This window comes from Planktothrix tepida PCC 9214 (assembly GCF_900009145.1).
GTDB classification, from domain to species: Bacteria; Cyanobacteriota; Cyanobacteriia; order Cyanobacteriales; family Microcoleaceae; genus Planktothrix; species Planktothrix tepida.
In genome coordinates, this window is record NZ_LN889802.1 from 131,612 (window position 1) to 152,424 (window position 20,813).

Genomic DNA, 20,813 nt, shown 5'->3' on the forward strand with positions numbered 1-20,813 from the left:
GCTTGACTAAGACAGAGGCGAGAGCATAGAAGAATTATAACTCTTAAAGTTGAGCTTGAGCCAATATTTTGAAGATTTGCAACAGAGATTCATAGGATTTACGGATGGTAACGGTTTAATAAGGCTTTGAGATTGCTTCGTTACCCTCGCAATGACATAATTTAAAAATGTTCCAGCAGAGATTTCTCTTGTTCATAAACCTTTCGCAGCGACTCCAGGGCGATCGCCTTAAACCTCAAATATGGCAAATCCAGAACATTTAGCATTATTACAGTGGGGAATTCAACGTTGGCAAGTTTGGCGGTTAAATCATCCTGATATTCAGCCGGACTTATGCGAAGCAAACTTAATGGGGGCTGATTTAAACGGAATTAATTTAGCAGATGCTGATTTAAGTAAAGCCAATTTAATTGCAACGGATTTACGTTATGCAAATCTAATAAAAGCAGATTTAACTTTAGCTCAACTGCGACGGGCAAACCTCAGTGAAGCGGTATTGTTTCAAGCTGATTTAAGTCAAGCCAATCTAAATATGGCAACTTTAAATGATGCAGAATTGATTGAAACTCACTTTTATCAAACAGATTTTAATAATGCAAAATTAATTAATGTTCATTTTAATGGAGCTTATTTATATCGGGCAAATTTAAGTGAAGCCGATTTAACTCAAGCTGATTTGAGATTTGCTAATCTTAATAAAGCTAATCTTTATCAAGCGGATTTAACGGGTGCAAATTTAAGGGGGACAACGTTAATTCAAGCCAATTTACAAAATGCTAATTTGTCCTACGCAAATTTAAGAGGAACAAACCTCTATAAAGCCAATTTACAAGGGGCAAATTTAACCGGGGTTAATTTACAATTTGCTAATTTAAACGGTGCTATTCTTTCCTAATTCTCTCGTAGGGGTTTGGTCACCAAACCCTCTTTCTTCAAATTCGTAATTCCTAATTCCTAATTCGTAATTCCTAATTCTCGGTTCCCTTTAATAACACTTTAATCGCAAACTCTGGTAACGCTAACATCCGTCGCCAACGCCAAGGTTCTTGATATAATCGATATAACCATTCTAAATGATATTTACAAAAAAATTCCGGTGCTCGTTGTTTAATTCCTGACCAAATATCAAAACTTCCTCCCACACCTATCCAAATCGAATTCGGACAAAGATGACGATTTTGACTAATCCAATATTCCTGACGAGGAACCCCTAAACCTACTAATATTAATCGAGGTTGTAAATCTTTTAACGTTATTTTTAAATCTTCTTCTTCTGAAGCAGACAGATAGCCATGATAACTCGAAATTCCCAGACTCGGAAATTTTTGTTGGATATTATCAGCCGCCTGTTGAGCAATTCCCGGTTTTCCGCCATAGAAAAAGACTAATTCAGAATTGTCTAATTTACCAATATTTTTGATTAAGGTTTCGGCTAATTCAATCCCAGGACACCGTTGGATTTTTTTACCTTTATATTGTAAATAAAGCACCACTCCCGCACCATCGGGAATGACTAACTCGGCTGAATGAATAATTTCTGCTAATTGCCTATTTTTTTCCGCCTGTATCGCCATTTCTGCATTCAGGGTAATCACATGAGTTCCTAACCCTTGTTGCCAACGTTTTAATAACCAGTTACTATAATTATCAATCAAATGAACGGGTAAACCTAAAACCGGAAAACGGTTTAGACTAGAATCATAAGGTAAAATCGTTTGACTCATTATCGACTTTAGTAACCTCACACACATTATTATAAGATTAGCGGATTATGTCACCAAAATTTCACATTTTAGGAATCCACCAATTTTACTGATGGGTCGGACTGTGAACGGGAAGTTGAAGAAAAAATCGACTCGTTTTCAGGTGGTTGAGTGTTACGTTAATTAAACCTCGTCAAAAATTCATTAACAGTAATAATTTCAATATTCCCAAAAGGATTTAATACCAATCTCAGCTTATTCATCTTCTAATAACTTGGCTAAAATTTCGGGGGTTAAACCATTAACTTTAGCTTCTTCTCTCACTTGTTTAACCATTTCATCAAAACTAGATGGCTTTAATAAGCCTTTCAGAACCAAGTTACAAACCCAAATCGCTTTTTCTTGCTGATTAATATCAGCTTCTTGGTAAAGTTTTGCGACTTCATTTTCAACTTTAATCGTAATTGTTTCCATTAGTTACTCCTGATTGATTACCGCATATTCTCATATTGATGTTTTCATTTTAATATCCTAATCTGGCGGGAAAATAGGGTACAAATATAAATCTCAAAATGATTTCTACACCGTAATTAACCTAATTATAAATTAATTTCAGGTGTAGGGGCGACGGCAGTGGAATATCTTTCCTAATTAACAGTAACCCTACTAAACCTGCCCCTACAAACCCATTAATCAGTCAACCGTCAACCCATCTATTTCAACGCCTTCAACGCTTCTAACGGTCGCACCATTCCCCAACCCCATCGGTTATCGGGACGTTGTTCTTCACCCCCCGGATGATAGGCGGTTTTCTTCAAAACATCGATAATTTTGCTCAACGGTGCTTCGGGATAAGCTGACATCAATAAGGCTGCAATTCCGGCGATGTGGGGCGTAGCCATGGATGTCCCGTCCATATAGGTATATTGAAAAACGCCGTTATCCATTTTCACCGGAGGAATACAGGAATAAACCTGGGCACCGGGGGCGGAAATATCAGGTTTTGTCACCCAGGCGTTGGGGGCATCCGCCGGAAACACTAAACTGGCGCCACTACTAAAAAATGTAATTCCCACATTATCTTTATCAATTTGTTCCACAGCACCCACAGAAAAGGCATTATAAGCATTACCCGGAGAACTGGTATTTCCATGATTTTCGTTTCCAATAGCGACAACGGGTAAAATTCCGTATTGATTCACTAAAATATCAAAAACTTGGGGGAATAAGGGTTCATAATAACTCAATCCCAAGGACATATTAATAATTTTTGCCCCTTTTTCAACAGCCCAAGATATCCCTTCAACTAAGGTTAATAAAGTCGCTTCTCCGACTAAGACTCCAGCAACAATTAAATTTGCTTGAGGTGCGACACCAATCGACAAACCCTCCTCGGTTTTCCCTCCTGCAATTGTGCCACAAACGTGGGTTCCATGTTGTCCACCATCAAAGCTGGGGGAAGCAGTAATTCGACGTCCTAACGGGTCAATAACAATAAAATCTTTCACCCGTCCTTGTAAAGCAGGATGGTCTCCATGTACCCCTGAATCTAACACCGCAACGGTAACATTTTGTCCTTGGGTTGTTTCCCAAACTTTGGGAATTTCTAACCGTTTTAATCCCCAGGTTAGTTTATCTTCTAATTCTTGTTTTTGTAAGCCAGAATAATCAACTTCTTTAGGTTCAATTAAATGAATTCTTTGGTTAGGAAGAATGGCTACAACATCAGGATGTTCTGCTAAAACAGGTAAGCTTTGACGGGTTACTTCAATTTGGGCAATGGGTAAACTTCCGCGACCAACAGGTTCTGCATAAAAGGATTGACGAGTGGCACTTTGATAATCATTAATAATTTTATTAGCAATGGATTGATTGGTTTGTTCTTGTTGTTTTAAGGTTTCAAAATAAGCAGCAGTTCCTGGTTGTGGCATTGACCCTGGAGAAACTAAACCTCTATAAATAACGATGGCATCTTTTCGGGCGTTGGGTTGACTGTGGCCTAAAAAGGGTTCAAAAGCGGGAGAAATTTTAGATTGAGTTGTCATTTAGGGTTGACTCCGTTTTAATAATAATCCTTGAGCTTAGTGTACTGATTTTCTGACCCAAGGGATAGAGGGAAAATTCCGTTCAGGATATTAGTCTTCTTGTTCTACCTTAAATCTTGAGATTCAGGGTAATTTGATCACTTGGCAGAGATCCACTATTCCTGTAGGATTAGACAATGATCACAACAATTAACCATCTTTTTTCTTGAAATTAAGAATGAACAATAAAGATAAAAAACTGCATCCGGGTTGGTGGATTTCAATTTTATATTTTGCCCAAGGATTTCCTTATACCGTTGTCAATACAATGTCAGTGGTTTTTTTAAAAGGATTAGGGGCGAGTAATGAATTAATTGGATTAACCAGTTTGTTATCCCTCCCTTGGGTGATGAAAGGATTATGGGGGCCAATTGTTGATATTTATTCAACCAAACGGCGATGGATTTTAAGAATGGAAGTGTTATGTATAATTCTATTCTTAATTTTAGCATTGGGTGCACCATTTCCCTCAGCAATTCCCTTTTCCATTGCAATTTTTTCCCTCATTGCCTTTGTTAGTGCTACCCATGATATCGCCATTGATGGCTTTTATTTAACGGTGTTAAATTTAGACCAACAGGCGTTTTATGTAGGAGTTAGAAACACCGCTTATCGCATGGCGGTTTTAGCTGGAGGCGGTGGGTTAGTATTTTTAGCGGGACATATTGCTGAACAATATATTCAGGATAAAAATGCGAAGGGGGAAATTACATATAATCTGGTTCAGTTAGGTTTTTGGGGATCTGATTTTTCACTTCCTGCATTACAATGGGGATGGACGATTGCCTTTAGTCTTGCAAGTTTAATCTTTTTATTCATCTACGGATTTCAAAGAATTTATTTACCCTATTCCCCAAAACCAGTATTCTCAGAAACCGAAAATCTCTCAAATTCTGCTAATTTTATCAATTCCTTCAAAACCTATTTTACTCAATATAAAATTGGTTGGATTATCGCCTTTATTTTATTATTCCGTTTAGGAGATGCCTTAACCTTCAAAATGGCAACTCCTTTTTTAATGGATACACCCGCAAAAGGAGGGTTAGGGATTACCACCGCCGAAATTGGGATTCTATCAGGAACAGTTGGGGTGATTTTCCTATTATTTGGGGGACTATTAGGGGGATTCTTAATCGCCAAACAAGGGTTAAAAACCTGGATATGGCCGATGGCAATTTTACAAAATTTTACCAATATCTTTTATTGGTTATTAGCCAAAACTCAACCGGAAATTTTTTGGGCTTATGTGGTTAATTCTCTTGAACAGTTTACCTATGGGTTAGGGGTAGCCGCCTATACAGTGTTTTTAATGCAAACTGTCCGTCCTGAATATAAAGCTTCCCATTATGCAATTACAACGGCATTTATGGCGGCTGGAGTATTAATTCCAGGAGTATTTAGTGGGTATATTCAAGCAGATTTAGGCTATCAAAACTACTTTTTATTAAGTGCAATGGCGGTAATTCCAGGTTTATTAACAATCTTCTTTATTCCGATTAAAGATCAACACAATTTAAAATCTATCCCCCGACCCGGATTAGATGATGAAGACAGCGAAAGTTGATAAAAGACTCTAGTATAAACGAGCTTAACCTAAAAAAGACTGATCTTTTTAGCTCTATTCCCTGTTCCCTACTATACAACAATTTTGGAGTAAAATCAACCATGAAAACCTTATCAATTGTGGCTGCATTAATGGGTTTATCGATTAGCGGTTTTAGCTATTCTTCTAGTTCTGCTAATCCTAATACTTTGTTAGCGAATTCCTCCATTAATCAACAACACAATTCTACTATCGCTCAAAATTCTATGGCGGTTGAACAATTTATTGTTCGAGGTGCAGAACCTTTTTGGAATATTACGATTAACCGCAATAATATTATCTATTCCACTCCCGATATTAAAGAGAAAAAATACCCCTTTACTCCACCTTTGACCGCCGAAGGTCGTCCGAGAGATTTAGTGCGGGTTTATCGCCTTAATGGTCAACCGAGTGGAACATTAATTATCAAAAAGGTTAATAGTTGTAGCGATTCAATGTCGGATAAAGTTTATCCTTATAGCGCGACTCTCATTTTAGGAAATAAAGTTTTTGACGGTTGCGCTGAGAAAAAATAACCTTATTCTAATCAGAAAACCATTTTAGGGTGCGTGTAGCTTTGTCTTCCGCACCCTACCAGTTTAGAGAACAGCAATACACTCGATTTCTACTAATACATCCTTGGGAAGACGAGACACTTCCACCGTCGCCCTAGCGGGGGCTGTTTCGGGTTTAAAATATTTAGAATAAACTTCATTAACTTGGGTAAAATCGTTCATATCCTTTAAGAAGATTGTGGTTTTAACGACGTTTTCCCAAGTCGCACCCGCTTCGGTTAATACCGCTTCTAAATTTGACATCACTCTTTCGGTTTGTTTGATAACATCATCGGGATAAAGAATTTGATTAATGCGGGGGTCAATGGCAATTTGTCCTGATAAAAAGATCATGTTATTGACCATTACTGCTTGATTATAAGGGCCAACAGGGTTGGGAGCGTTTTCGGTTTTAATGATTTTGCGAGTCATGGTTTCTTGTGTGTCCAATAATGTTTCTATTGATTCTGATAAATTAGGAGTGTTCTCTTCAGGTTGATAGAGTTCTCCATCAGGCATAATTGTATCTGTAAAGTTAACATTTTCAAGGTTAGCCCCATAAATATTAGCATTTGTTAAGTCTGCTTGTGTTAAGTTTGCACCCTCTAAATTTGCCTTAACTAGATTAGCTCCTCGCAAATCAGCTTTTGTGAGATTAGCATTTTTAAGTATTGCTTTTTTTAAATTAGCATTTTCAAGATTGGCACATTGCAAATTGGCATTTATAAAGTTTACTGATGATAAATTTACATCACTTAAGTTAGCAAAATTTAAGTTAGATGATATAAAATTACATCCTTCAAACTTTCCCCCTCTTAAATTAGCTCGACTTAAATTTGCATTTGTAAAATCTGCTCTATTCAGACTACAATTTGTAAAATCTGCTCCTGTTAAATTTGATCTTGTAAAGTCTGCTCTATTCAGAATAGAACCTGTTAAATTAGCTCCTGTCAAATTGGATTGAGATATATAGGCTTGCTCAAGGTAAACTGATCTTAATTCGGTATAACTGAGATTGGCACCACATAATATAGCACGGCTTAATTTTGCACCTGCTAAATTAGCGCCAGACAATTGAATACTATCTAAATCTGTTCCTTCAAGGTTAACATTAACTAATTGTACGTTCTGAAAGTTACGTTCACCTTTAGAGCGTTTTTCTAAAAATTCTTTGATGTCCATAATTCACTTCTTGATTATCCTTATATTAGTTTATCATTAATATCAACTCCTAAAAATCCTCGTTCCAAGGCAGAGCCTTGGAATGCTAAATAGAGGCTCTGCCTCTGTTATAATATTATGATAGTCTTCTGGTGGCAGAGCCACCTTAATAGCATTTCTAGGTAGAACCTAGAAACGAGTAAAACAAGATTTCATAGCAATTACAAATAATAGCCAATAACTGTTATGATCAAAAATTGCGCTTAAATTAATATAGGAAATCCTAAACATGGCTGCAAATGAAACCCGCAATGAAGTAGAAGTTCGTTCTCAGAAAGTCGATGACTTGAGAGAATTGGGAATAGAACCCTATCCGAGTCACTCCCTTCAACGGTCACATACGACCCAAGAGATTAAAGATTTATTCGCACAACCGGGGAAAGAATTAAATGATGGAGAAAGCGACCCCGACGCTGTTCCTTTAACTGTTTGTGGACGTATTACCTTTAAACGGGATAGTGGAAGTATTGGGTTTATTGGGTTAACCGATATTGCGGGAACCATTCAACTCAAACTAGAGAAAAAATTAGTCACAGGCGAAACCGGATTATCCTTTAATCAAGTTAAAAAATATCTGGATTTAGGAGATTTTATTGCCGCCGAAGGAATAGGATGTCGCACAAACCGAGGGGAATTATCCGTACAAGTAGAACGGATTTTTGTGATTTCTAAAGCAACGATGCCTTTTCCTGATTCCTATTATGGAATTAATGACCCGGAATTGTGTCGTCGCCATCGAGAAATTGATTTAGTGAGTAATCCTAAATCTTTAGAAACCTTTAAAGTTAGAAATCGGATTCTCAAAAGGATTCGGATGTATTTATGGGATAATGAATTTGAGGAATTAGAAACCCCCGTATTACAAGCTATTTATGGTGGTGCGGCGGCGCGTCCTTTTGTCACCCATCATAATGCTTTAGATATTAATTTATATCTACGAATTGCTACCGAACTGCATTTAAAACGAGCAATTTGTGGAGGTTTTGAACGAGTCTTTGAAATGGGAAGAGTCTTTAGAAATGAAGGCATTGATAGCACCCATAATCCAGAATTCACTTCTATTGAAGTTTATCAAGCTTATGCTGATTATTTTGATGTTATGACTTTAGTAGAAGATGTAATTTGTGCCGTTGCTGCGGATGTATTAGGAGAACAAACTGAAATTGAATATCAAGGTCAAGTGATTAGTTTGGAACGGAAATATAACTATTCTGAACAATATCCGACCTTTACGGGGAACCATTGGAAAGTTCAAACTATGGTGGAAGCGGTGCGAGAAAAAACAGGCTTAGATTTTGATACCTTAGAATTAGATGAAGCTCTAAAATCGGCTGAAAATTTAGGGTTACATTTATCAAAATTAGATACTCAAAGTTTAGGCTATGTTCTCTATGCTGTTTTTGATAAATTAGTTTCTCCTCAATTAATGCAACCGACTTTTATTACGGAATTTCCGGTAGAAGTCAGTCCTTTAGCAAAACGTCATCGTTCTAAACCGGGATTTGTAGAACGGTTTGAGTTATTTATTCACGGAACAGAATATTCTAATGGTTTTTCGGAATTAAATGATCCTAAAGACCAACGGAAACGATTTGAAGAACAATTAGCGCAGCGAAATGCAGGGGATGAAGAAGCACATCCAATGGATGAAGACTTTATTCAAGCACTTTCTTTAGGAATGCCAAATTGTGGGGGAATGGGAATTGGAATTGATCGATTAATCATGTTATTTACGAATACCGCTAGTATTCGAGATGTGATTATGTTCCCCACGATGCGAACCTCTATTTAACGTTAGATTCCATCCTTAAATCTGTGCTACAGATGATCCCTTAAAATCCAAGAGACGCGCCATGGCGCGTCTCTACATTGAAAATTAGGAGGTTGAATTACTGTTTTCATGAAGATGATTAATAACTCGATAAACTTTGATTTTTTGTAATTTTCCTTTTAAAGGTAATTCTCCCCAAAATTCTACGTTATATTGTTCATTCAAATAAATTAATGTTTCATAAGCAATTAAAATTCGACAGGTATCAACTTGACGCTCTTTTAAACAGCTTTCTAAACGAGAAGCGGTATTTACACTATCTCCTATTACCCCATATTCTAACCGATTTTTTCCGCCTAAACTACCAACAACTACTGGCCCGGTAAAGATTCCTACCCGCATTTCAACCACAGGTAAACCTCGTTTTTGCCAATCTTGATTGACCGTTTCTAAGCGCTGACGAATAGATAACGCACAATTGACAGCCTGTTGAGCTTTGGTCGCAATTTCAGCTTCTGTTTTACTCGCAACCGGAACTCCAAATACAGCCATGACACCATCCCCCATAAATTTATTCACAATGCCATGATGGGTTTGAACTTCTTCGGTAATAATATTTAGATATTCATTTAACCATCCCATAATAAATTCGGGAGATTCCGCTTCTGAAAGGGTACTAAAATTTTTAATATCCGAAAAAAACACCGTTGCAGTTAATTTTTGCCAAGGTAAACGACCGGATTCTAATAAATTTGACCGTCCTTTCCATAACGCATCAGCAATTTCTGGGGAGGTTTGTTGTCCTAATAAACGCATTACCGTTTTTTGTTGTTTTTGAGATTGATATTCTCGATTAATAACCCCTAAAATAACCGTTAAAATTAAAGCTACACTCGGAGAAATAAGGGGAATCCACCCTTGATTTAAAAAAACTAAAAAGCTGATTCCGCCTAATGCTGTTAATAGTAGTCCTGTTCCTAATAAAAGGTAGGAATATCGAGAAGAAAATTCAGATAAAATTAGACCTGCGATCGCCCAAATTAAAATCCATAATAATTCTTGACGTTCTGACAGAAACCAAAACAGAGATTCTTCCTCTAAAACCACACTCAATAACTGACTGGTCATTTGAGCTAAATTAACCACACCGGGCAATTTTGGCATCCGATTATTCCCAGTATTGAGAGGGGTTAAGACCGAATCTCGTAAACTCGGCGCACTCACTCCAATTAGCACAATTTTATCTTTAATCCAGGCAGAATTAACCTTTCCTTCTAATACATCGATTAACGAAACTTGACGAATTGCATCAGGAGCGTGACGATAATTAACCAAAATTTGAGAACCCCCAATGACAGATTGATAACTCCCATCATTCGGTTTGAGTTTGGGAAAAGCAATTGATCCTAGTTGATAATCTAAATTCTGATTAAGTTTGGGTTTAATGTTTTTACAAGGAATACTTGAATGTAAAGGAGTGTAGCCGGGACAGTCAGCGTTTAAATAGGTTAAAACTAAACGCAGAGGTAAAGATAAACGGTTAATTTTCCCATCCCAATTAAACATTAAATGGCGACGGGATACCCCATCTGGATCCAGGGGGACATCTACCGTTCCCACCTGTTGAGGAGGAACTCTAGGGGGGGGTAAAATACGATCCGCTTCGCTATTTCCAACGCTCATGACTGCGATAAAATTGGGTTGTTTCATTTGCTCAATTAAAGCTTGATGACCGGGTTCTTGGGGTACGTTTCGAGCTATATCTAACCCGATAACGGCGGCTTGTTCCTGTTGTAATTTAGCTAAAACTTGAGCAATAATTTCATCGGACAACGGCCATTGTTTAAGGCGGTTAATATCAGTTTCTGTAATTTCTACCACTAAGAGTCTAGGATCGGGTTGATGGTAAGGACGCAGTTGTACCATCCGATCATAAACCCGCAGTTCTAACCCTTGAAACAAACCCCATTGCTTGAGTCCACCCACTCCCATTGTAATCATCAATAGGGTCAAAATTAACTTTAAAAATTCCCCGAATTGTAAGGATGTTTCATCATGTTGAGAAAGCCACTGTTTCCAGACAAAAGATTTGCGATCGCTCATTGCATTCGCCTATTTAAAATTTTATATTACTTTTTTTATAAAGATTAGATCCGGGAGTTGGGGTTAACTGTTAACCCATCTTCCCTAAAGCCAATCCTCTAAACCCTGATTCTGACGCTGTACACCCTGATTTTTCGATCAGCCAAATGTAAAGGAGCTTATAATCTAATTCTAGGTCAATTTTAGATAACTTTGATGATTGTTTGCGATTCAATTCGGCTGGGTGTTACCCGAATTAGTGATAAAATTTTAGGATGTAGTTTATCATTAGGCTTTATCACTCCTTAAGCAATCTTATCATTATCATTTTCTCAGGTAAACCTTCACAACGCTGTTCAATGGGTTTTATCTATCATCTACTTGAAAATATGAAAATAGACGATCAGGAAAAAGATGGGCAGAAATCTCTGCGAATTATTTGTGCAGTCGGATTAGTAATAATAGTGGCTACCGTTTTGGGGATTGAACTTTTCTATTCTTATCAATTTAAGGCTCGAAATACAGAGCAAAATATTCGGAATATCGCTCAACTTGTAGCTCAGAATATTTCCTATAAATTAAACTCTAAACAGGGTTTAAGTTTTTTCCAAAAAAATTTTGATTCTTCAGTTTTAAACCGTGAAATTCAAGGGATCAACCTAGATAATCGGGGTGTAATTGAAATTATAGATTTAAAATTAAGACTAATCACTAGAGAACCCCACCTATCTTCTGATAAAAATCGATTATTACAACTTGTGGCTTTACAAAAATTTATTAAAGAGAATCAAAGCCAAAAAATTGAGATATTAATATCTCCTAGGGATGGAAAAAAAAGCATTTATGGAATTCAAAGAATTGAAGGTTATCCCTTAATTATTTTAATAGAGTTGCCTTTATTTGATGTGTTTTTGACTTGGTATATTAAAGTAATGATATATGGATTTTTATTTTTATTATTGATAATTTTATTGATGACTTTAATTAAGAGAGAAAACAATTATTTACAGCAAACTCAAGAATTAATGACCCGTTTTGTAGCAATGGAATCGGCAGATGATATGATTGTAATTACTAGCAAAGATGGAACAATTGAATATGTCAACCCTGCCTTTACAAAGATTACAGGCTATCAGGCAAACGAAGTGATTGGAAAGAAACCTTCTCTGTTAAAAAGTGGTCGTCAAAACAAAGAATTTTATCAACGCTTGTGGAAAACTATTTTATCAGGAAAAGGCTGGAAAGGAGAATTAGTTAACTCCAAAAAAGATGGGACGACTTATTATGAAGAAATGACGATTGCACCTGTTAAAAATTCTCTTAATGAAATTATTCGCTTTGTTGCTGTTAAACGGGATATTAGCGATCGCAAACAATTAGAAGCTCAATTAGCTTGGTTAGCTCATTTTGATAAATTAACAGGATTACCTAATCGTGTTTTATTTTTTGACCGTTTAGAACGAGCGATCACCCAAGCCCAACGACAACAAACGCGGTTTGCTGTTCTTTTTATTGATTTAGATGGGTTTAAATTAGTAAATGATTGTTTAGGACATCAAAGTGGTGATTTAGTATTGCAGGAGGTCGCGAAACGATTATCTTTATCTGTCCGAAAATCCGATACGGTTGCCCGCATGGGAGGGGATGAATTTACCTTAATTTTAGGTAATATTTCTCAAAAAAATGATGTGATTAAAATTGCTCAGACGATTCTTTTAACACTCTCTAAACGTTGTGTAGTCAACGGTCATGAATGTCAAATTGGAGCCAGTATTGGCATTAGTTTTTATCCTGATGATGGAACAGATTTAGAAACCTTAGTTAATAAAGCTGATGCAGCCATGTATAGGGGCAAACATCAAGGAAAAAACCGCTATGAATTTGCCTCAACCGAGGAAAGCGTAACCGTCTGCATCAATCATTTTATCCCCCTTTCGGATCTTGAGACTCAGGGAGAGGGGGAGAAGGGGACTAGGGGACTAGGGGACTAGGGAATGACGGGGACGGAGGGAGGGGGAAAGAGTAACCAACAGTCATTCCTCCTCCACTGATAACTGATAACTGATAACTGATTAAAGATGGTTAGCTTTACGGGTTTCTAACCACATGGGAATAACGAACCAAGCCACCACTAAAATTAGAGCCAGAATTGCAAATTGGGCAACCCAAGCGACTAATTTTTCCAAGGAGATAAGATTACCGACGAAATAGGATAAACTGACCATCACCGATGCCCAAACGGTCGCTCCAGCAGCATTACAAAGAAAAAATTTCCAGTAGGGCATTTGGGCAATTCCGGCTAAAGGGCCAGCAAAAATCCGTAACAAGGCGACAAATCGACCGAGAAAAACAGCCCGGGCTGCATTTTGGCGAAATTGTTCTTTAACCTCATGGAGTTGTTCTTCGCGGATACGGAATAACTTACCCAGACGCAATAGCAATGGCCACCCACCCCATTTGCCCAGCCAGTAGCCAAAATTATCGCCTAAAATTGCCCCAGCAATGGCACTACCGAGGACAAACCAATAATTCAATTCACCACTCCCAGCCAGAAACCCACCCACGAGGGTAATCGTTTCTCCAGGGAGCGGAATGCCCGCATTTTCTAAGGCTATTCCGACAAACACAGCCCAGTAGCCGTATTGATGAGCAATTTCTCGAATTGTTTCTAAGGATACAAACTCAAAAGACATTCAATGCTGCCTTTATATTTTTTTGCAAAGCTTTATACTTCTCTATATATCTTGACGTGTTTTTCCGAATTGTGTCAATCTCAATTGGGTTGAGGAACACAACAAATTAGGTTCAGTCGATCAAACCTCAGTTAGATGTCCCGCGAAAGGGGATCGTTGGCAAAATCCTAGGAACTGGATCTGAGTCAATGTCAAGACTTCTGTAAAAAATCCAGAATTGCTGTAATTCCCAGTATACCTGGATGTGAGTCCCTCTCGTTTCTCTCTTTCAATTGTAGCTAAGTTAAGATGAAATAAAGTTTAATTCATCCTAAATGGCTATAAATCCCTCTTTGGACAGACCAAAAACTCTCAACAGTTCAATTATTATAGGTGCTTCATCTTGTTTTTTGAGGATGATGAGTCTCAACTGTTTTAACGTTGGTCTGAACAATTCTATTGTTGGGTGAAAGGGTGAGTATCTGCTGCCTTTAACAAGCTAGGAGTGATAACAATGGAATGGCAAGAATTAAATGGGTATGTTTGGCTTCAGCCTCAAACTCGTCTTGACTCCCAAGGAGGTCTTTTTCTCAAAGAACAATTAGTTAATATTCCCATAGAACCCCACAAAATCTGGGTGATGAATCTGGCAACTGTAGATTTTATGGATAGTTCAGGTTTAGGAGCCGTTGTGACGGCTGTTAAATTTGCGCGCAGTAAAGGGTGTCGTTTGGTGATGTGTAGGCCATCTGCAACCGCCCGACTGGTTTTTGAAATTACACAACTCGATCGAGTCTTTGAAATTATCGAAAATATCGAGGAGATTTTCTCTAATTCTTCTATTTCTGAAGAATTATTGTCTGCTTAGTTGTATATTTTCACTCCCGACCAAGGTTATCCGATGAAGGATATTATTTTGAACCCATGCTAAATATCAATGATCTTTTCTTGATGGCAATTGATGATGAACCCTTAGCGGTTCATTTTTTCTGGCTGAAGGAAGAAGATAAGGAAGAGACAACATATTGATTTCGTCCTTGAGCTTTGGCTTGATAGAGTGCTTGATCAGCCATTGCGACTAATTGTTTTGGAGGTATTTTTTCTGAAGGAATAACACTACTAATTCCCAAACTACAAGTCATATAAGTATCCACTAATGAACCCTCATGAACAATCTTTAATTGTTCGATCTGGTTTTGAATATTTTGGGCAATTAAAATCGCTTCTGATACGTCTGTTTTAGGTAAAATAACGGCAAATTCTTCCCCACCATATCGAGCCAATAAATCCCCCGGATATCTCATGACTCGGTTAATTCCTTGAGCGACTTCTCGTAAGGCGAGATCCCCGGCTAAATGTCCGTAGGTATCGTTATACCGTTTAAAAAAGTCTAAATCACACAAAATGACCGATAAGGGCAGTTGGTCTTGAGATAATTGAGCCCATTGATGATGCAGATAATCATCAAAACAACGACGGTTAGCAACTCCGGTTAAACTATCAGAGGTTGCTAAATCTTTTAATTCATGATTGACAAGTTGTAACTGATGATAAAGTTCCGATTGTTGAATGGCGATCGCCAATTGGGCGGATAAAGATACTAATAATTCCTGCTCCCAAGTTTGCCATTGTCGGGGACTCGAACATTGATGGACGAGTAATAAGCCCCACATTTTTTGTCCATGCCAAATTGGTGTGACTAAATAAGCTCGAACCTGAAGTTTGTGCAACAGTTCGTAATGACAACAGCTTAAATTAGAGGTGTCAATATCAGCAACGGATTTAATTTTCTGAGGATTTTCTAACCCTAATGTTTGTTGAATACAACTATCAGTATATCGATTCCCTAGCAGAGAAAAGCATCCTTTCGTTTGAGATTCGGTTAAAACTTCTCCGCCATAATGGTCATCAAACCGGAAAATAATCACCCGTTCAGTTTGTAGCACCTGACGAATTTCGGTAACGGTGGTATTGAGAATTTCACTTAACTCTAAAGATTCATGAATGCGTTGAGTCAGCCGGGAAGTAAATCGTTCCCGTTCTGCTTGTTGTTTGAGTTGTTGTTCAATTTGTAAGCGATCGCTAATATCGCGGGCTAAAGCATGAATTAATTGTTGTTCTCCCACTTGAATTAACCCAACCCGGACTTCTACGGGAAAGGTGGTTTGATCTTTACGACGGTAAATTCGGCGTAGGGTTATGGGTTCATTCGGAACTAAACTTTGCAAAAAGAGCGCGGGAATTTCCTCAGTTTCTATTTGTTGAATCGATAACTTTAAAAGTTCTTGTCGCGTATACCCCAAACTTTGACACGCAAATTGATTAACATCTAAAATCTGGCCGTTCAAATCATGTAACAAAAACCCATCCGCCGCCTGTTCTACTAATGACCGAAACCGATCTTCACTTTGCAACAAAGCTATTTCTGTTTGCTGTAACCGTTGGGATGCTAATCGTAAATCTAACTGTTCAATGACTAATTCCCCAAGAGATTGTAGGGTTTGGACTTCCAACTCACTCAACTGGCGGGGATGATGATCCATTACACATAGGGTTCCTAAGCGTTGTCCATCAGACGTACACAAAGGAGCCGCTGCATAAAACCGGAGATTAAACTCCCCCGTTACCAAAGGATGATTGCACCATCGGGAATCTGTGAGGGTGTCATTAATACAATAAACCCCTGGATTATACATCGCAAAACCGCAAAAGCTGCCTTCACGATCAACCTGAGGATACTCCAGTCCTAGACGGGATTTAAACCAAATTCGATTCTGATCAACTAAACTCACCAAGGAGATAGGCACCTTGAGCAATCGAGATGCTAAAAGTGTAATCCGGTCAAATGCTGCTTCAGAAGGCGTATCTAAGATTTGGTAACGATAAAGCGTTTCTAATCGTTCATTTTCCTCAAAATTAGAAGATAAAAACATACATTGAAGCACTTTAAAAAAACTAGCCATAATATTGGGTTGAGATCCAGCAAAGAAGATCAGGTTTAATTAAACTCAATTGATACAAGTAAGATAGAAGCCTGAAAAGCCAGAAACTTTATTCTTACTGAATTATACTCAAATTTATAACACATCTTATGGGTTAAACTGAGTAAAATATGATACTGTAGAAAAGCACAAAGGGCAGAATCGGGTGTCTGTGTTTATTATTGTAGCGTTCTCTTCTATTGATTTTCATTCCTAGAGAAGAAAGAAGCAGGTATTAAGAGTGTAAGGGATTGATTTTATTGCTCATCGGGGACAAGTACAAAGTTAAATTAATTTAACCCTTCTATTAGGAAAACTAAACTTACGAATGGACTCAACAATAAATAGGATCAATATTTTTGTAAAAAATCTACAAGTTTCTAATTAATTGGGTGGGTAATCATTTCGCTTTTTTTTCATTCTTGAGAAAGAGGAAGATTACCCTTATATTTATTAAGATTTATAACAATGTCTTCCTTGATTCAATTTGAATCAGGATAAATTACATCGTTTTGCATTAATAAATTGGAGCATTTTTCATGACCTTTACACCCACTCAACAGGATTTAGAACAAGCTTTATCTAAATTCCGAGGATTAGATGTCGATACCCAATTAGCCTTTTTGTGGTTTGTTTATACAAAAATGGGTCAATCTATTACTCCTGCGGCTCCTGGTGCTGCCCAAACGGAGATTGCCGACGGGTTATATAATCAAGTTCAAGCCCTTTCTTTTGAAGAACAATTGCAAGCTCAACGCGACTTTTTACAAAGTAATGATACCCAATTGTGCCGTGAATATGGCTCTTTAAGTGACAATACTAAACTCTTGTTTTGGTATCGTTTAGCGCAAGGAATGGATGCTAAAACCATTGTTCCGATGCCGGAAAATTATGAATTTTCTCAAGAAGGCAAAGCTTTATTAGGTCAATTAGAAAATATGGATTTTGAACAACAAATTACCTTCCTCCGTCAAAGTGTTGAACCCACTGGAGCCGCGCCTCAATCTGGTTCTGGACTGTAATTCAACATTTCTTTCAATTGCTTAGATTGTGTTTAGACCCTCTATTATTCATCCCCCTGAATCAGGGGGATTTTTTTTCTAATTCTTATTGATCAGAGGATTAAATGACCTGAAACTGATTAGCAGTTATTAAATCTAAATCAATCCCGTTTAATTTAGCTAAATCTTCTTCTGTAGAAGTTAAACGAATAATAACTGCATTTTCTTCTTGAATTAAGGTGAGTTGCTCAAAGGTTAATCCGTTACTGAGTCCTAACTGATCTAAGGTAATATCAAAGTCAAGAATTAAGTCATTTCCGGCGTTCATTTGCAACATAAAAATATCTTGACCTAATCCCCCATTGAGGGTATCATCCCCCAGGTCTCCCCATAAACTATCATTGCCAATTCCTCCGATTAAAGAATCATTTTCACTTCCCCCATACAGGCTATCATTTCCTAAACAACCGTCTATAATATCTACTCCTGAATTTCCCAACAGCAAATCGTTATTGTCTCCTCCACAAAGGCTATCATTTCCCAGATCTCCCCATAAACTATCATTCCCAATTCCTCCTTCTAAACTATCTTGATTTTCCCCTCCTAATAAACTATCGTCTCCTGAACCTCCATCAAGCAAATCGTCGTCTAAATTTCCTAATAAAATATCGTTTTCGCTTCCTCCAATTAAGGTATCATTTCCTAAATCACCGTATAAAATATCATCGCCTTCATCTCCCTGTAACTGATCATTTTCTTTCCCCCCATAGAGGGTATCTTCTCCTAAATTTCCCTGGATCAAATCATGATTGCGATCGCCAAATAGCAAATCGTTATTTTCATCTCCTTGCAAAATATCATCATCTTGTCCTCCATATTGGGTATCATCTCCTAACCCTCCCATAAAAACATCTGCACCTTGATTTCCCAATAACAAATCATTCCCATTTCCACCATTAAGGTTATCTGCGCTTTCCATTCCTATTAAAGTATCATTTCCTTCAAAACCATTGATTTGATCGTTAAAATTACTTCCCCTTAAGTCATCATTTTCTATTGTCCCATTTAAGTTTTTTTCGATTACATTTTGTGTTTTTTCTGGGTTTAAGTTGGGTTTAGGGAATTGATCACACAAACAGTCATTTTCACCAACAATAGGACTCTGTGTAGGTTGTGGTGTTGGCGTTGGTGTTGGACTCGGAGTTGGTGTTGGTGTTGGTTGTGGAATTGGCGTTGGTGTTGGTGTTGGTGTTGGACTCGGAGTTACTGTCGGACTTGAAGTTGGAGTTGGACTCGGAGTTACTGTCGGAGTTGGACTGGGAGTTGGAGTTGGAGTTGGAGTTATTGTCGGAGTTGGTGTTGGAGTTGGAGTTACTGTCAGAGTTGGACTGGGAGTTGGAGTTGGAGTTGGAGTTACTGTCGGAGTTGGTGTGGGTGTTAGGACGGGAAACTCATAAGCACCACTATCAATAATGGCTGTACCATTTTGATCCCCATCAATAGGACGAGTTTGACCGAGTTGATCCGTTATGGGTGAATTATTATTATTACCTGTATCAATAGCGGGACTTCCGATTAATAAAGGATGAATTAATTTTCCATCAATTGTTTGTAAATCCCCTAATAAAGCATCAGCCACTAATTGAATATTAGCCGTTGCTTTAGTGTCATTAGGGTTTAACTCATTAGTTTGAATATTACCGCCGCCTTCATTATATTCAGTTCCCGTATGATGTTTAACGTTCCAAGAATTTCCCCCATTATTAGCAAAATTTTTCGCTAAAATCGTATTTTGTAAAGTAACATTTGTCCCTCCTCCCCAAAATCCTCCCCCTTGAAACCCTGCATAATTATTAGCAATTGTTGTATTAATAATCTGGGTTGAATTTGTCCCATTAGCAAGAGTTATTGCACCCCCTAAACCCTGATTACCGTCGGAAGATTCGGCACGATTTCCTGAAAATGTGCTATTGGTTATCGTAGTCGGAGAAGTTTCACCAATCCATAAACCACCTCCTTGACTATAGGCTCGGTTATTGGCAAAAGTTGTATGATTAATCGTTAATTCAGCATTTCCTGAACGCAATCCTCCCCCTAAAGAATCGCCTTTCAGATTAGTTTGAATGATATTATTAATAATCGTACTATTTTCAACAATGATTTGATCAGGAGGATAAGCAAATAAAAATAATCCGCCTCCTTGTCCAGCACCAGTATTACCATCAAATAAAGAATTACTAATCTGAATGATTCCCCCTGTTAATCCCGGCTCAAAATTCGCACCCGAAGCATTTGCACCATCAGTATAAATGGCTCCCCCAGCACCATGATAATTATTAGAACCATTCGGAACTGTACCCCCTGGAACAGAGGTATTATTAATAAATTTAGAATTATCAATTGTTAAATTACCGAGTAAATGATTGATTGCACCTCCATTAATTCCCTTATTATTGGTAAATTCACTATCTTTAACCGTCAAAGAACCTGCGCTTTTTGTAGCGATCGCACCTCCCCCTCGTTCACTTCCCCCTAAAGTGCCATCATTATGATTAAATTTGCTATTAATCACAACCGTATTACTTTTAAATCCGGTATAAATTCCGCCTCCAAATTGGGCAACATTATCATTGAGTTCGCTATTTTCTAAGGTGAGGTTTGTTGAACCTCCCATGCGAATTCCTCCTCCTGCACCTGCTTCATCAATTCCTGTTGCATTACCATTAATAATGATCAGATTTTTAAGGGTTATATTTGTAGGTTGAAATTGCTGATCAACTTGCAGTTCTAATACCCGAAATTGGTTTTCCCCGCTAATCGTAACTGGCGTTGGGATTGTACCCGAAATTAGTCCATCAATGGTAATACTTTTATCAATATTTAATTGACCTGTCGTCAGTTTTATGATAGAATTTTGCTGATTAGCTAAACTAGAATCAAATTGAATAATATCTCCAGATTGAGCTTGAGCGATCGCCTCTCGTAAAGAACCAATACCATTGTCATTTAAGTTCGTAACAATTAAATTAGCCATGTTGATAGATCCTAATTTCGAGGGTTATTCTTAGATAATTATCCTTTCCAGCAAAGTTGATTAATATCCAGGATCTGATCTCATTTTTATTAATTGTTAACAGAATTAATAATCAAACAGAGCAATAT

At 37.7% G+C, this 20,813-nt stretch carries 15 protein-coding genes; 7 read left to right on the forward strand and 8 right to left on the reverse strand.

From position 1 onward, the window contains the following. Window positions 1-241 precede the first annotated feature (241 nt). Complete coding sequence (locus PL9214_RS14820) at window positions 242-895, forward strand: pentapeptide repeat-containing protein (RefSeq protein WP_072719569.1); 654 nt, start codon at window positions 242-244, stop codon at window positions 893-895. 73 nt (window positions 896-968) lie between these two features. On the opposite strand, the gene PL9214_RS14825 is transcribed toward PL9214_RS14820, so the two are convergent. The 3 genes from PL9214_RS14825 to PL9214_RS14835 form a co-directional block, all read right to left on the reverse strand. Then, the gene (locus tag PL9214_RS14825; protein ID WP_072719570.1) at window positions 969-1,724 is read right to left on the reverse strand and encodes a WecB/TagA/CpsF family glycosyltransferase; all 756 of its coding nucleotides are present in this window, start codon (window positions 1,722-1,724) and stop codon (window positions 969-971) included. Between the two features lie 234 nt (window positions 1,725-1,958). After that, window positions 1,959-2,177 carry a hypothetical protein gene (locus PL9214_RS14830; protein WP_072719571.1) on the reverse strand — a complete coding sequence of 73 codons (219 nt, stop codon included), beginning with the start codon at window positions 2,175-2,177 and terminating at the stop codon, window positions 1,959-1,961. Between the two features lie 239 nt (window positions 2,178-2,416). Next, window positions 2,417-3,748 carry a S8 family serine peptidase gene (locus PL9214_RS14835; RefSeq protein WP_072719572.1) on the reverse strand — a complete coding sequence of 444 codons (1,332 nt, stop codon included), beginning with the start codon at window positions 3,746-3,748 and terminating at the stop codon, window positions 2,417-2,419. Between the two features lie 217 nt (window positions 3,749-3,965). Between PL9214_RS14835 and PL9214_RS14840 the strand changes: the two genes are divergently transcribed. Continuing rightward, entirely contained in the window at window positions 3,966-5,351 is a 1,386-nt protein-coding gene (locus PL9214_RS14840) for an MFS transporter (protein WP_072719573.1), read from the forward strand. Window positions 5,352-5,452: 101 nt separating this feature from the next. Further along, complete coding sequence (locus PL9214_RS31285; protein ID WP_222425241.1) at window positions 5,453-5,905, forward strand: hypothetical protein; 453 nt, start codon at window positions 5,453-5,455, stop codon at window positions 5,903-5,905. 63 nt (window positions 5,906-5,968) lie between these two features. Here PL9214_RS31285 and PL9214_RS14850 read toward each other — a convergent pair whose 3' ends face one another. After that, window positions 5,969-7,105: a Rid family detoxifying hydrolase gene (locus PL9214_RS14850; protein WP_072719574.1), complete on the reverse strand. Its 1,137-nt coding sequence runs from the start codon at window positions 7,103-7,105 to the stop codon at window positions 5,969-5,971. Between the two features lie 268 nt (window positions 7,106-7,373). On the opposite strand from PL9214_RS14850, the gene lysS reads away from it, so the two are divergent. After that, the gene (gene lysS, locus PL9214_RS14855; RefSeq protein ID WP_072719575.1) at window positions 7,374-8,936 is read left to right on the forward strand and encodes a lysine--tRNA ligase; all 1,563 of its coding nucleotides are present in this window, start codon (window positions 7,374-7,376) and stop codon (window positions 8,934-8,936) included. 84 nt (window positions 8,937-9,020) lie between these two features. Here lysS and PL9214_RS14860 read toward each other — a convergent pair whose 3' ends face one another. Then, a complete protein-coding gene (locus tag PL9214_RS14860; protein WP_083580039.1) occupies window positions 9,021-11,018 on the reverse strand; it encodes a CHASE2 domain-containing protein in 1,998 nt (665 codons plus the stop codon). 368 nt (window positions 11,019-11,386) lie between these two features. Here PL9214_RS14860 and PL9214_RS14865 point away from each other — a divergent pair, with 368 nt between their 5' ends. Next, window positions 11,387-12,988, forward strand: coding sequence for a diguanylate cyclase domain-containing protein (locus PL9214_RS14865; RefSeq protein WP_072719576.1), 1,602 nt, complete (start codon window positions 11,387-11,389; stop codon window positions 12,986-12,988). Window positions 12,989-13,069: 81 nt separating this feature from the next. Here the strand turns inward: PL9214_RS14865 and PL9214_RS14870 are convergent, their stop codons facing one another. Next, on the reverse strand, window positions 13,070-13,690 hold the full coding sequence (locus PL9214_RS14870) for a DedA family protein (protein WP_072719577.1): 621 nt from the start codon (window positions 13,688-13,690) through the stop codon (window positions 13,070-13,072). Window positions 13,691-14,183: 493 nt separating this feature from the next. Here PL9214_RS14870 and PL9214_RS14875 point away from each other — a divergent pair, with 493 nt between their 5' ends. Then, window positions 14,184-14,537 carry an STAS domain-containing protein gene (locus tag PL9214_RS14875; protein WP_072719578.1) on the forward strand — a complete coding sequence of 118 codons (354 nt, stop codon included), beginning with the start codon at window positions 14,184-14,186 and terminating at the stop codon, window positions 14,535-14,537. 112 nt (window positions 14,538-14,649) lie between these two features. On the opposite strand, the gene PL9214_RS14880 is transcribed toward PL9214_RS14875, so the two are convergent. Further along, window positions 14,650-16,632 carry a diguanylate cyclase domain-containing protein gene (locus PL9214_RS14880; protein WP_072719579.1) on the reverse strand — a complete coding sequence of 661 codons (1,983 nt, stop codon included), beginning with the start codon at window positions 16,630-16,632 and terminating at the stop codon, window positions 14,650-14,652. A gap of 557 nt (window positions 16,633-17,189) precedes the next feature. On the opposite strand from PL9214_RS14880, the gene PL9214_RS14885 reads away from it, so the two are divergent. Beyond that, a complete protein-coding gene (locus tag PL9214_RS14885) occupies window positions 17,190-17,672 on the forward strand; it encodes an orange carotenoid protein N-terminal domain-containing protein (protein ID WP_072719580.1) in 483 nt (160 codons plus the stop codon). A gap of 100 nt (window positions 17,673-17,772) precedes the next feature. On the opposite strand, the gene PL9214_RS30645 is transcribed toward PL9214_RS14885, so the two are convergent. Beyond that, the gene (locus PL9214_RS30645; RefSeq protein WP_072719581.1) at window positions 17,773-20,685 is read right to left on the reverse strand and encodes a calcium-binding protein; all 2,913 of its coding nucleotides are present in this window, start codon (window positions 20,683-20,685) and stop codon (window positions 17,773-17,775) included. Window positions 20,686-20,813 lie beyond the last annotated feature (128 nt).

Coding starts and splice junctions, on each gene's coding strand:
- PL9214_RS14820 (WP_072719569.1), top strand. CDS start 242: ATGGCAAATCCAGAACATTTAGCATTATTACAGTGGGGAATTCAACGT.
- PL9214_RS14825 (WP_072719570.1), bottom strand. CDS start 1,724: ATGAGTCAAACGATTTTACCTTATGATTCTAGTCTAAACCGTTTTCCG.
- PL9214_RS14830 (WP_072719571.1), bottom strand. CDS start 2,177: ATGGAAACAATTACGATTAAAGTTGAAAATGAAGTCGCAAAACTTTAC.
- PL9214_RS14835 (WP_072719572.1), bottom strand. CDS start 3,748: ATGACAACTCAATCTAAAATTTCTCCCGCTTTTGAACCCTTTTTAGGC.
- PL9214_RS14840 (WP_072719573.1), top strand. CDS start 3,966: ATGAACAATAAAGATAAAAAACTGCATCCGGGTTGGTGGATTTCAATT.
- PL9214_RS31285 (WP_222425241.1), top strand. CDS start 5,453: ATGAAAACCTTATCAATTGTGGCTGCATTAATGGGTTTATCGATTAGC.
- PL9214_RS14850 (WP_072719574.1), bottom strand. CDS start 7,105: ATGGACATCAAAGAATTTTTAGAAAAACGCTCTAAAGGTGAACGTAAC.
- lysS (WP_072719575.1), top strand. CDS start 7,374: ATGGCTGCAAATGAAACCCGCAATGAAGTAGAAGTTCGTTCTCAGAAA.
- PL9214_RS14860 (WP_083580039.1), bottom strand. CDS start 11,018: ATGAGCGATCGCAAATCTTTTGTCTGGAAACAGTGGCTTTCTCAACAT.
- PL9214_RS14865 (WP_072719576.1), top strand. CDS start 11,387: ATGAAAATAGACGATCAGGAAAAAGATGGGCAGAAATCTCTGCGAATT.
- PL9214_RS14870 (WP_072719577.1), bottom strand. CDS start 13,690: ATGTCTTTTGAGTTTGTATCCTTAGAAACAATTCGAGAAATTGCTCAT.
- PL9214_RS14875 (WP_072719578.1), top strand. CDS start 14,184: ATGGAATGGCAAGAATTAAATGGGTATGTTTGGCTTCAGCCTCAAACT.
- PL9214_RS14880 (WP_072719579.1), bottom strand. CDS start 16,632: ATGGCTAGTTTTTTTAAAGTGCTTCAATGTATGTTTTTATCTTCTAAT.
- PL9214_RS14885 (WP_072719580.1), top strand. CDS start 17,190: ATGACCTTTACACCCACTCAACAGGATTTAGAACAAGCTTTATCTAAA.
- PL9214_RS30645 (WP_072719581.1), bottom strand. CDS start 20,685: ATGGCTAATTTAATTGTTACGAACTTAAATGACAATGGTATTGGTTCT.